Annotated in this window: 9 protein-coding genes; 2 read left to right on the top strand and 7 right to left on the bottom strand. The window is 64.4% G+C overall.

Going from position 1 to position 12612, the window contains the following annotated elements; all coding sequences use genetic code 11:
* Positions 1 to 16: 16 nt before the first annotated feature.
* From iscR to uvrB, 3 genes are all read right to left on the bottom strand, one after another.
* On the bottom strand, positions 17 to 559 hold the full coding sequence (gene iscR, locus CAL25_RS06025) for a Fe-S cluster assembly transcriptional regulator IscR (protein ID WP_094799052.1): 543 nt from the start codon (positions 557 to 559) through the stop codon (positions 17 to 19).
* A gap of 336 nt (positions 560 to 895) precedes the next feature.
* Entirely contained in the window at positions 896 to 1387 is a 492-nt protein-coding gene (locus CAL25_RS06020) for a low molecular weight protein-tyrosine-phosphatase (protein WP_094799051.1), read from the bottom strand.
* A gap of 363 nt (positions 1388 to 1750) precedes the next feature.
* Entirely contained in the window at positions 1751 to 3775 is a 2025-nt protein-coding gene (uvrB, locus tag CAL25_RS06015) for an excinuclease ABC subunit UvrB (protein WP_094799050.1), read from the bottom strand.
* Positions 3776 to 3852: 77 nt separating this feature from the next.
* On the opposite strand from uvrB, the gene CAL25_RS06010 reads away from it, so the two are divergent.
* Both CAL25_RS06010 and lexA read left to right on the top strand, forming a co-directional pair.
* Positions 3853 to 5055 (top strand): amino acid aminotransferase, encoded by a 1203-nt coding sequence (locus CAL25_RS06010; RefSeq protein WP_094799049.1) that lies wholly within the window; start codon positions 3853 to 3855, stop codon positions 5053 to 5055.
* A 161-nt stretch (positions 5056 to 5216) separates the two neighbouring features.
* Positions 5217 to 5873 (top strand): transcriptional repressor LexA, encoded by a 657-nt coding sequence (lexA, locus tag CAL25_RS06005; RefSeq protein WP_094799048.1) that lies wholly within the window; start codon positions 5217 to 5219, stop codon positions 5871 to 5873.
* Between the two features lie 207 nt (positions 5874 to 6080).
* Here lexA and CAL25_RS06000 read toward each other — a convergent pair whose 3' ends face one another.
* The 4 genes from CAL25_RS06000 to clpX all read right to left on the bottom strand — a co-directional run bounded on the left by CAL25_RS06000 (position 6081) and on the right by clpX (position 12574).
* Positions 6081 to 7082, bottom strand: coding sequence for an NAD(P)-dependent oxidoreductase (locus CAL25_RS06000; RefSeq protein WP_094799047.1), 1002 nt, complete (start codon positions 7080 to 7082; stop codon positions 6081 to 6083).
* Positions 7079 to 8005: a Bug family tripartite tricarboxylate transporter substrate binding protein gene (locus CAL25_RS05995; protein ID WP_094799449.1), complete on the bottom strand. Its 927-nt coding sequence runs from the start codon at positions 8003 to 8005 to the stop codon at positions 7079 to 7081. The genes CAL25_RS06000 and CAL25_RS05995 overlap by 4 nt, the downstream gene beginning before the upstream one ends.
* 473 nt (positions 8006 to 8478) lie before the next feature.
* The gene (gene lon, locus CAL25_RS05990) at positions 8479 to 10917 is read right to left on the bottom strand and encodes an endopeptidase La (RefSeq protein WP_094799046.1); all 2439 of its coding nucleotides are present in this window, start codon (positions 10915 to 10917) and stop codon (positions 8479 to 8481) included.
* A 355-nt stretch (positions 10918 to 11272) separates the two neighbouring features.
* Positions 11273 to 12574, bottom strand: coding sequence for an ATP-dependent Clp protease ATP-binding subunit ClpX (gene clpX / locus CAL25_RS05985; protein WP_094799045.1), 1302 nt, complete (start codon positions 12572 to 12574; stop codon positions 11273 to 11275).
* Between the last annotated feature and the right edge of the window lie 38 nt (positions 12575 to 12612).

Here is a 12612-nt window from a genome sequence, read left to right as displayed (position 1 = left end):
GGGGTACTACTCCTGCTTATACGGTGGCGTTGGCGGCGACGGTGGTACTGGGCGCATTGGCAGCATTGGCGCCCGCCCCCACTCGGTTGACCCGCACCGAACAGCCTTGTGCTTGATTGTTGGCTTCCTGCAGCTGGCGCACGCGTTGCTGGTCGACCAGATCCTGCAGCGAGACGGAATCCAGGTAATCGACCATCTTGCGATTCAGCGTGGCCCACAGCTCGTGCGTCATGCACTTGCCGGGCTTGCCATCATTGCCGCTGGTGCAGTCACGCTTGCCACCACAGCTGGTGGCGTCGAGCGGCTCGTCGACAGCGAAGATGATGTCGGCCACGGTGACGTTGCGCGCCAGACGGGCGAGCGAATAGCCACCGCCCGGGCCGCGCACGCTGTCCACGAGTTCGTGGCGGCGCAGCTTGCCGAACAGTTGTTCCAGATAGGAGAGGGAAATATTCTGGCGCTGGCTGATCGCCGCGAGAGTGACCGGGCCGCTATGCTGCCGCATAGCCAGATCGATCATGGCAGTCACGGCGAAACGCCCCTTGGTGGTTAACCGCATGGTAGGTTTCCTGTGAATCCGTTGAACACCCGGGCCACCCGGCAATGACGCGTGGACGGCGGGAGAGCGAATACTTGAGTAATTGCCTCAAGTATAGCAAATTCCCGAGTAAATCGCTAGGTATCTCGGCGGAAAAAAACCGCGCCCACAGCGCGGTTCGTATGCTTTCGGGGCCCCGCTCCGGAGGCTACCGGGGGGTCACTATCGAGGGCCGACCGACCAGTCGCGCCGATCGCCCCTGCCGAGCAGACACTGCGAAATAGCGGATACCGACCCGCCACCACCGCCCTGCCACTACCGGGGGACCGACACCGGCGCCCCCGACAGGCACCTCTATCAGGCAGCCTGATATTGGGTCGCGCGCTTGCGCACCATCTCCAGCACGCCCTGACAGGCATCCTCGAGATAGTCGAGCACCTTGCCGAAACCTTCCGGGCCGCCGTAGTACGGATCGGGCACGGTGGCTTCTTCGAACTCATTGGCAAAGCGCATCAGCAGCATCAGCTTGTGCTGGTAGGCCTTGGGGCACTGCTGCTGCAGGGCAGACAGGTTGTCCCAGTCCATTGCGAGGATCAGGTCGTAGTCGCGGAAGTCTTCCGCGGTCACCTGACGCGCTTCGCATTGCGAGATGTCGTAGCCGCGCTTGCGGGCAGCAGCCTGGGCCCGGGCATCCGGGGCTTCGCCGATGTGGAAGGCATGCGTGGCGGCGGAGTCGATCCGCACGACGTCGGCCAGTCCGGCGTCGCTCACCAGATGGCGGAACACACCCTCTGCGCTCGGCGAGCGGCAGATGTTGCCCATGCAAACGAAAAGTACCTTGGTCATCATGGCGTAAAGTCTGCGGGAAAACCCGGAATTTAGCAAGCTTTTTTTGCGTTCCACCAAGGATTGGACGGTCGTGCGAAAACATGGTTTTCCCTCGACTTTACAAACACTTAGCACGCAACGCTCGGGTGAAAGCTGATTGAAAACCGGCCCCTTTTTGTGCAGACACTCCTGACGGGGCCGGACCCCTATTTATCTGACCAAAAAGGCTGCCGCTTCAGCTTTGCGTAAGCAATAAATGAGGCCATTGCGCCATATCAAGGCCGCCCGGGAGGCATCTCGTTGCGGTGCGGGCAAGCCCTGCCCCGCCGCAACCGAGGCGCCACGGGCGCCCGGCCTGACGGACGGGCGCCCGCGGCAAGCGCATCAGGCTCCGTCGAGCAGGACGCGATTCTTCAGCGCGTTGAGGGCATCGCGCGCGGCCGCCGCCTGCTCGAATTCGAGGTTGCGGGCGTGATCGATCATCAGCTTTTCGAGGCGCTTGATTTCACGCGCCAGCGCCTTCTCGTCGGTCAGCAACGCGGCCGGCACCGCGTCCTCGAGCATGTCGTGGTTCGCGGGGGCCACCACGCCGTCGATCAGTTCGCGCACGGCCTTGCTCACGCCGCGCGCCGTGATGCCATGGGCCGTGTTGTGCTCGATCTGCTTGGTCCGGCGGCGCTCGGTTTCGTCGATGGCGCGGCGCATCGAATCCGTCACGCGGTCGGCGTAGAGGATCGCGCGGCCGTTCAGATTGCGCGCGGCGCGGCCGATGGTCTGAATCAGGCTGCGCTCCGAGCGCAGAAAGCCTTCCTTGTCGGCGTCCAGAATCGCGACCAGCGACACCTCCGGAATATCCAGGCCCTCGCGCAGCAGGTTGATGCCCACCAGCACATCGAACGTGCCCAGACGCAGGTCGCGGATGATCTCGACGCGCTCCACCGTATCGATGTCGGAGTGCAGATAACGCACCTTGATGCCATGCTCGCTGAGGTAGTCGGTCAGGTCTTCGGCCATGCGCTTGGTCAGCGTCGTGACCAGCACGCGTTCCTGCGCCTGCACGCGGATGCGGATCTCGCCCAACAGGTCATCGACCTGGCTGTGCGCCGGCCGAATCTCCACGATGGGATCGACCAGGCCGGTGGGCCGCACCACCTGCTCGACCACGTTGTCGGCATGCTCTTTTTCGTACGCCGCCGGCGTGGCAGAGACGAACGTGCACTGGCGCATGCGCGCCTCGAACTCTTCGAGCTGCAGCGGCCGGTTGTCGAGCGCCGACGGCAGGCGGAAGCCATACTGCACGAGCGTATCCTTGCGCGCCCGGTCACCCCGAAACATGCCGCCCAGCTGGCCGATGGTCACATGGCTCTCGTCGATGAACATCAACGCGTCGGCCGGCAGGTAATCGATCAGGGTGGGAGGCGGTTCACCAGGCGCCGCGCCCGACAGATGCCGCGAGTAGTTTTCGATGCCCTTGCAGAAGCCCAGCTCTTGCAGCATTTCGAGGTCGAAGCGCGTGCGCTGCTCCAGCCGCTGCGCCTCCACGAGCTTGCCCTCACGCGTGAAGAACGCCAGGCGTTCGCGCAGCTCTTCCTTGATGGTCTCGATGGCACGCAGCACCGTTTCGCGCGGCGTCACGTAATGCGAGCCGGGGTAGACGGTGAAGCGCGGCACCTTCTGGCGCACCTTGCCGGTAAGCGGATCGAACAGCTCCAGCGTTTCGATCTCGTCGTCGAACAGCGTGACGCGCAGCGCCAGCTCCGGGCTTTCGGCCGGAAAGATATCGATGGTCTCGCCGCGCACACGGAACGCGCCGCGCGTGAAGTCCGCATCGTTGCGCGTGTATTGCATCGCCACGAGCCGCGCGAGCACCTCGCGCCGCGACACGCGGTCTCCGGCGCGCAGGATCAGCACCATCGCGTGGTAATCACCCGGATTACCGATACCGTAGATACACGACACCGTGCCCACGATCACCGTATCGCGGCGCTCGAGCAGGCTCTTGGTCGCCGACAGCCGCATCTGTTCGATGTGTTCGTTGATCGAGGAGTCCTTCTCGATGAACAGATCGCGCGTGGGCACGTAGGCTTCGGGTTGGTAGTAGTCGTAGTACGAAACGAAGTACTCGACGGCGTTTTTCGGAAAGAACTCGCGCATCTCGGCGTAAAGCTGCGCGGCGAGCGTTTTGTTGGGCGCGAGCACCAGCGCCGGACGACCCAGACGCGCGATCACGTTGGCCATCGTGTAGGTCTTGCCCGAGCCCGTGACGCCCAGCAAGGTCTGGTACATCAGGCCGTCTTCGACTCCCTGCACCAATCCGGCGATGGCGTCCGGCTGATCGCCCGCGGGCGGATACGGCTGGTAGAGCTGGAAGGGGCTGTTCGGGAAATCGACGTATCCAGGAGCGGTCATGCTAGACTGTCCTTGAGGGTAAACCCCCCATTATCCATAGCACCTCGGTGTGCGTCCATCCCACTCAATCTTGTCCCATGAGCACCCTTTTCGATTCCGTCGAACTCGCGCCGCGCGACCCCATTCTTGGCCTGAACGAGCAGTACAACGCCGATACCCGCCCCGGTAAAGTCAACCTGGGCGTGGGCGTGTACTACGATGATGAGGGACGCATCCCCCTGCTGGGCGCCGTCCGCAAGGCCGAGATCGCCCGCATCGAAGCCGCCGCCGCACGTGGCTACCTGCCGATCGAAGGGATCGCCGGCTACAACAAGGGCGCGCAGGCGCTGCTGCTGGGCAATGATTCCAAGCTCGCCGCCGAAGGCCGCGTGCTGACGACCCAGGCACTGGGCGGTACGGGTGCCCTCAAGATCGGCGCCGACTTCCTGCGTCAGCTGCTGCCGCAGTCGCAAGTGTTGATCAGCGACCCGAGCTGGGAAAACCACCGCGCGCTGTTTGAGCGCGCCGGGTTCACCGTCGGCACCTACCCCTATTACGACGCCAGCACCCGCGGCCTGAACTTCGACGCCATGCTCGCCGGCCTGCAGGCCGCGCCCGAGAAGACCGTCGTGGTGCTGCACGCGTGCTGCCACAACCCCACCGGCGTGGATCCCACCGCCGAGCAGTGGAAGCAGATCGCCGATGTCGTGAAGGCGCGCAACCTCGTGCCCTTCCTCGATATCGCCTACCAGGGCTTCGGCGAAGACCTCGAGCAGGACGCCGCCGTGGTGCGCATGTTCGCCGACCTCGGCCTCACCATGTTCGTGAGCTCGTCGTTCTCGAAGTCGTTCTCGCTGTATGGCGAGCGCGTCGGCGCCCTGACCGTGATCGCCGGCAACAAGGACGAGGCCACGCGCGTCCTGAGCCAGCTCAAGCGCGTCATCCGCACCAACTACTCCAACCCGCCCACCCACGGCGGCACCGTGGTCTCGACCGTGCTGAACACGCCCGAGCTGCTGGCCGAATGGAAGCAGGAACTCGCCGGTATGCGCGATCGCATCCGCGAAATGCGCAAGCAGCTGGTCGCCAAGATCGCCGAGGCCGGCGCCACCCAGGACTTCAGCTTCGTGCTGCGTCAGCGTGGCATGTTCTCGTACTCGGGCCTGACCTCGGCCCAGGTCGACCGTCTGCGCGAAGAGCACGGCGTGTACGCCGTCTCCAGCGGCCGCATCTGCGTGGCCGCGCTCAACAGCCGCAACATCGACGTCGTGGCCCGCGCCATCGCCGCCGTGCTGAAGTAAGCAGCTGCCTCCGAGGCCCGCGCGAGCGGGCCAACGAACCGAAGCCCACCCTCGCGGTGGGCTTTTGTTTGGGCGTCCGTCCCGTGGACTTGCTTTTTTCGGTATCGTCCCCCAGAATCACGCTGTATATACATACAGTCCGCATCTGGCGGATCATCGCCATGGCCACGAAACTCACGGAACGCCAGCAGGAAATCCTCAACCTCATCCGGCAAACCGTCGCCCGTACCGGTTTTCCGCCCACGCGCGCCGAGATCGCGCAGGCGCTGGGATTCCGCTCGCCCAACGCCGCCGAGGATCATCTGAAGGCGCTGGCACGCAAGGGCGCAATCGAGCTCACCGCCGGCGCCTCGCGCGGCATCCGCCTGAAAGACGCCGAGCCGGATGCCAGCGCACGTCAGCCGATGCTGCCCATGCCCAGCCTGTCGCAGCTGCTGCTGCCGCTGGTGGGCCGCGTGGCCGCCGGCAGCCCCATCCTGGCGGCCGAGCACGTCGAGCGCGAGGTCGGCGTCGACCCGGGCCTGTTCGCGCAAACCCCGGATTACCTGCTCAAGGTGCGCGGCATGAGCATGCGCGATGTCGGCATCCTCGAGGGCGACCTGCTCGCGGTCAAGCGCGCCTCCGAGGCCCGCAACGGTCAGATCGTCGTCGCCCGACTCGGCGACGAAGTCACGGTCAAGCGTCTGCAGTGCCAGAATGGCCGCATCGAGCTGCTGCCCGAGAATCCCGACTTCAGCCCGATCATCGTCGGCCGCGAAGACGAATTCGCCCTCGAAGGCATCGCGGTCGGCCTCATCCGCACGCAAGCGCTGCACTAGGCGCTCAGCGGCAGGCTCACCCGAGCCGCTCCGCCCCAATGAGCAAAGGCCCACGCACCGCGTGGGCCTTTTGCTTGCGCATTTTGTTTGTGCCGTGTGCTCGTGCCTTGCGCTTGCCTTGTGCTCGTGCCTTTGGCTTGTGCCTTGTGCTTTTGCCTTGTGCTTGTGGTCTCGCTCGTGCCTTTGCTACCGCGTCGCCTGCGTGCTTCAGCGGCCGGCCTGCCACCTGGCGTGCGCCGCCGGCCAGGCCTGCTCCGCATTCACTGCCAGCGGCGGGGATTCGCCCCGCAACAGCACCGACTCGAGGCTGTCGAGCGCGCTCATGCCATTGCGCAGATTTGCGTCGGCGGTATGGCCGGCGAGGTGCGGCGACACGAGCACCCCAGGCAGTTTCAACAAGGGGTGATCCGCGTCCAGGCGCCGCTCGCGCACGACATCGAGCGCAGCCCCGGCCAGATGCCCGCCGCGCAGGCGTTCCACCAAGGCGTCCTGATCGATGACCTCGCCGCGCGACACATTCACCAGCCAGGCATCGCGGCGCATCGCCGCGAGAAACGCGGCGTCGACGAGGCCCCGGGTCTGCGCGTTCAGCGCCACACAGGGCAGGACGAACTGACAGGCCTGCGCCAACGCCTCCGGCGAGGCGGGCCTGACCCAGGCGGGCAGCCGGGCGGGATCCCGGGTGCTGACATACACCTCCATGCCGAAGCCAAAATGCAGCATCGGCGCCAGCGCCGCGGCAATCGCGCCATAGCCCAGGATGCCGGCCCGACGGCCGTACAACTCCAGCGCCCGGCCAGAATAGCGGCTGCGCGTCTCGTCCCAGCCCGCCTCGTGCATGGCGGCGTCGATGCGAGACTGCTCGCGCGCCAGCATCAACATGCGCATGACCGCGAATTCCGCCACGCTGCGCGCGTTGCCGCCCGGCACGTTGCTGACCAGCACGCCGTGTTCGGAGCAGGCGGCCAACGGCACCACGTCGAGCCCCACGCCATGGCGGGCTACCATGATGAGGCGCGGCGCCAGCGTGCACAGGTCCTCGGGCAGATCATCGCGCGCGATCACGGCGTGCGCGTCCCTTAGCGCGACGCGCAGACTGGCCTCGCCGGGATCCAGCGCCACCCGGAAATCGAACAAGGCACGCGCGCGCGTCATCGCCTCCGGCGCCAGCGCACGCGTGCTCACCACGACATAGGGCTGAGCCTTCAATCGAGTGCCACTCCGAGTTGCTCGACGACCTTGCCCCACTTGTCGGTCTCGGAACGCACGTAGTCGGCGAACTGCTGCGGCGTTCCGCCCACGGCCTCGGCCCCTTCGCTCTGGAGCTTCTGCTTGATGACGGGCTCGGCCAGCACGGCGTTCACGTCGGCGTTGATGCGTGCCACGATCTCGTCCGGCGTGCGCTTGGGCACGAAATAGCCGAACCAGGAGCCCAGCGCGAACTTCGGATAGCCGCTTTCAGCGACCGTCGGTACGTTGGGCAGGCTGGGCGATCGGCGTTGCGTGGACACGGCCAACGGCACCAGCGCGCCAGAGCGCAGATGCCCCATGACCGAAGGGATGGTCGCGAACATGAATTGCACGCGGCCGCCCAGCAGATCGTTCAGCGCATCGGCGCCCTTGTAGGGAATGTGCGTCACTTCCACGCCCGCCTGTTGCGCGAACGTGGCGCATGACAGATGCGCCGCGGTGCCCACGCCGGTCGAGGCGCAGTTGTAGCCATTGGGCTTGGCCTTCATGCGCTGCACCAGTTCCGCCAGCGTCTTCACGTTGCTCGACGGGTGCACCACCAGAACGTTCGGCACGTCGGCGACGAGCACCACCGGCTTGAGATCCTTTTGCGGATCGAATGGCAGCTTGCGATACAAGGCGGGATTGACGGCAATCGGTCCGATCGAGTTGATCAGCAGTGTGTAGCCGTCGGGTGCCGCATTCACGACCGCCTGCGTGCCGATGTTGCCGCTCGCGCCGGGCTTGTTTTCCACCACCACCGACTGGCCCCAGCGCTGCGTGAGCGACGCACCGATTTCGCGCGCGAGGATATCCGTCGTGCCGCCCGCGGAGAACGCGACCACCACGGATACCGGCTTTTGCGGCCATGCGGGTTGCGCGGCGGAGGCGCCCGTCGCCATGGCGAGCGCCAGCACGCCGAACGCGCCAAGGCATCCACCACGCCGCCGCGCCCCGCGCCCTTCATGTTCGCGACGCGCGGTTTGCCCCGCTACGCCTTTGCCACGCCCGGCCTCGTCCGGGCAGCCCTCACGGGCAGCCTGCCATACCGAATCCATGCTTGTCTCCCTTTATTGGTCTTTGGTCGTCCGTCTGTGCGGCGACCTGGACCCATACTAGAGAGACGGCTGGCTGCCCTGCTTGAATTAATGGAAACGCCGCTATTCCATTTGGACGAGGGTGGGCCGCGGCAGCGCCAGGCTGCTGCGCCGCAACGTAACCATGCGGGGACTTCCGGACCGCGCCGCAGCGCCACATCCTCTCGGTTGCGCACGAGAGCCCGCGACGAACACCGCAAAAAAAAAGCCCGGACCGTTGGTCCGGGCTTCTCTTCAGTTCTGCTGCCTCCGATCCCGCGAGGCAAGCGGAGCCTGTGTCAGTGCTTGATCACCGGGTCGGTGGAGCCTGCCTCGACGGGCTTGGCCACCAGCGGCTCTTTGGAGGCTTCTTCCTCGGCGAGCGGTTCCGGCTGGCGTTCGAGCGCGAGCTCGAGCACCTTGTCGATCCAGCGCACCGGCACGATCTCGAGGAAGTTCTTCACGTTGTCGGGAATCTCGGCGAGATCCTTCACGTTTTCTTCGGGAATCAGCACCGTCTTGATACCGCCACGGTGCGCGGCCAGCAGCTTCTCCTTGAGACCGCCGATCGGCAGCACTTCGCCGCGCAGCGTGATCTCACCGGTCATGGCGACATCGGCACGCACCGGGATGCGCGACAGGGCCGACACCATGGCCGTCGTGATCGCGATACCGGCGGACGGGCCGTCCTTGGGCGTGGCACCCTCGGGCACGTGGACGTGCATGTCGTGCTTTTCGAACACGCTGTCCGCGAAGCCCAGACGGCGAGCGCGCGAACGCACCACCGTACGAGCGGCCTCGACCGATTCCTTCATCACATCGCCGAGCGAACCCGTGCGCTGAATGACGCCCTTACCCGGCATATCGGCGACTTCGATGGTCAGCAGATCGCCGCCCACTTCCGTCCATGCCAGGCCGGTCACCTGACCGATCTGATTTTCCTTTTCGGCCATACCGAAGGTATAGCGGCGCACACCGAGGTAGTCATTGAGGTTGGCCGCGTTGACGGTCACGGGACCGTCGGCGCGCACCTCGCCCTTGTCCTTCTCGGTCAGCAACTGCTTGACCACCTTGCGGCAGATCTTTCCGACTTCACGCTCGAGCGCACGCACACCGGCTTCGCGGGTGTAGTAGCGCACGATGTCCTGCAGCGCGCTTTCGTCGACGGTCAGCTCGTTTTCGCGCAAGCCGTTGTTCTTCATCAGCTTGGGCAGCAGGTGATCGCGGGCGATGTGGATCTTTTCCTCTTCGGTGTAACCCGAGAGGCGGATCACTTCCATACGATCGAGCAGCGCCGGCGGAATGTTCAGCGTGTTGCTGGTCGCCACGAACATCACGTCGGACAGATCGAAATCCACCTCGATGTAATGGTCCTGGAACGTGTGGTTCTGTTCGGGATCGAGCACCTCGAGCAGCGCCGACGAAGGATCGCCACGGAAGTCCATGCCGAGCTTGTCGATTTCGTCGAGCAGGAACAGCGGATTGCGCACGGCAACCTTCGACATGTTCTGCAGGATCTTGCCGGGCATCGAGCCGATGTACGTGCGGCGGTGGCCACGGATCTCGGCCTCGTCACGCACGCCGCCCAGCGCCATGCGCACGAACTTGCGATTCGTGGCTTTCGCGATCGACTGGCCGAGCGAGGTCTTGCCCACGCCCGGAGGGCCGACCAGGCACAGGATGGGCGCCTTCACCTTGTCCACGCGCTGTTGCACCGCGAGGTACTCGAGAATGCGTTCCTTGACCTTCTCGAGACCATAGTGGTCGTCGTCGAGCACGGTCTCGGCGTTGGCGAGCGAATTGTTGATCTTGCTCTTCTTGCGCCAGGGCAGATTGATGAGCGTGTCGATGTAGTTGCGCACCACCGTGGCTTCGGCGGACATCGGCGACATCAGCTTGAGCTTCTTGAGCTCGGCGTCGGCCTTCTTGCGCGCTTCCTTGGGCATGTGCGCCGCAAGGATTTTCTTCTCGAGCTCTTCGATATCAGCGCCCTCTTCGCCCTCGCCAAGCTCCTTCTGGATCGCCTTGACCTGTTCGTTGAGGTAGTAATCGCGCTGACTCTTCTCCATCTGCTTCTTCACGCGGCCGCGAATGCGCTTCTCGACCTGGAGAATGTCGATCTCGGTCTCGAGCTGCGTGAGCAGGCCTTCGAGGCGTTCGGAAGTGACGACGACCTCGAGCATCTTCTGCTTCTGCTCGAGCTTGAGCGGCAGATGCGCGGCGATCGTATCGGCCAGACGGCCGGCGTCGTCGATACCCGCCAGCGAGGTCAGGATCTCCGGCGGGATCTTCTTGTTGAGCTTCACGTACTGCTCGAACTGCGCCACGATGGCGCGGCGCAGCGCTTCCGTCTCCGAGCCCTGCGTGGTGTCGGGTTCGATGGGCGTGACTTGGCAGGTGAAGTGCGAATCGACGTCTTCGACGCTATCGATGCGGGCGCGCTGAGTGCCTTCGACCAGCACCTTAACGGTGCCGTCGGGCAGCTTCAGCATCTGCAGAATGCCGGCCACGCAGCCGATTTCGTAGACGTCTTCAGGAGTGGGGTCATCCTTGCCAGCGGACTTTTGGGCCACCAGCATGATGCTCTTGCCCGCTTCCATGGCTACCTCGAGCGCTCGGATCGAACGAGGGCGGCCGACGAACAGCGGGATGACCATATGCGGGAACACCACCACATCACGCAGCGGCAAGAGCGGCAGATCGATCGGGTCGGAAGGCAGGGTCTGGCTAGCAGACATAGATAGGTTCCTCGTGTGCGACGTTTGGGGGACAGAAAGCCCGTGGCTTTTCACGTCGATTACGTCCGATATGGGAACAATAGCCGAAAATTCAAGTGGCAGGCGGCAAGACCCTTTCCGATTCCCAAAAAAGCCGTTAATGAACGGTTTTTTTATCTTTCCTTGCGTATCCGCCGCGTAAGGCGCGCGAGCCTGCGGCACACCTGACTTGCGCGCCGCGCGTCGAGAGCACCTGTCATTGCGCGTTGCATCGGCCCCTACTCGGTTACGGTTGCGCAACGCGCGCTTGCCGGTGCCGCAATGAGAAAACCCGTCACGAGGACGGGTTTTCGGTCTTGCCGGCAACGCGCGGCGATCAGGCCGCGGCGTCGCGCACTTCGGATTCGCCAGCAGGCTTGGCGGCGGTCGCGTTCTCGTCGTTGTAGATCAAGAGCGGCTTGCCGCTGCCTTCGATCGCGCCGTCGTCGAGGACCACGCGGCTGACGTTGCCCTGCGAGGGCAGGTCGTACATCGTGTCGAGCAGCGAACCTTCGAGGATCGAGCGCAGACCCCGGGCGCCGGTCTTGCGCTTGAGCGCCTTGCGCGCAATCGCCTTCAGCGCGTCCGGACGCACGTCGAGTTCGGCGCCTTCCATGGCGAACAGCTTCTGGAACTGCTTGATCAGCGCGTTCTTCGGCTCGGTCAGGATCTGCACCAGGGCAGCCTCGTCGAGCTCGTCGAGCGTGGCGACCACGGGCAGACGGCCGACCAGTTCGGGGATGAGACCGAACTTGATCAGATCTTCCGGCTCGACTTCGCTGAACAGCTCGCCGACACCGCGCTCGGACTTCGCGCGCACGGAGGCGGAAAAGCCGATGCCCGATTTCTCGGTGCGATCGCGAATCACCTTTTCGAGCCCGTCGAAGGCGCCGCCGACGATGAACAGGATGTTGGTGGTGTCGACCTGGACGAAGTCCTGGTTGGGATGCTTGCGGCCGCCCTGCGGGGGCACCGAAGCGACGGTGCCTTCGATCAGCTTGAGCAGCGCCTGCTGCACGCCCTCGCCCGACACATCACGGGTGATGGAGGGGTTGTCGGACTTGCGCGAAATCTTGTCGATCTCATCGATGTAGATGATGGCGCGCTGCGCCTTCTCGACATCGTAATTGCAGTTCTGCAGCAGCTTCTGGATGATGTTTTCGACGTCTTCACCCACATAACCGGCTTCGGTCAGGGTGGTCGCGTCGGCCATCACGAACGGCACGTTGAGCATGCGCGCCAGCGTCTGCGCGAGCAGCGTCTTGCCCGAGCCCGTCGGCCCGATCAGCATGATGTTGCTCTTGGAGAGCTCGACCTCGTCGCCCTTGATTTCGCCATGGCGAATGCGCTTGTAGTGGTTGTACACCGCTACCGCCAGCATGCGCTTGGGCGAAGTCTGACCAATGACGTATTGGTCGAGGAAGGTCTTGATCTCAGCCGGGGTGGGCAGCTCGGAACGAATCGCCGCACGCGCGGTGGCTTGCGCCTCCTCGCGGATGATGTCGTTGCACAGGTCGATGCATTCATCGCAGATGAATACGGACGGACCCGCGATCAGCTTGCGGACTTCGTGCTGGCTCTTGTTGCAGAAAGAGCAATGCAGCACTTTTGCGTCTGCCGATCCCTTTTTGTCAGGCATAAGTGTTTCGTATCTCTGGTGAGGACACCCGCCGCGAA

It is taken from the genome of Bordetella genomosp. 5 (assembly GCF_002261315.1).
In the GTDB taxonomy this organism is placed as follows: Bacteria; Pseudomonadota; Gammaproteobacteria; order Burkholderiales; family Burkholderiaceae_B; genus Bordetella.
Note: the sequence above shows the minus strand (reverse complement) of the source record. Positions and strands in the feature narration are given on the sequence as shown.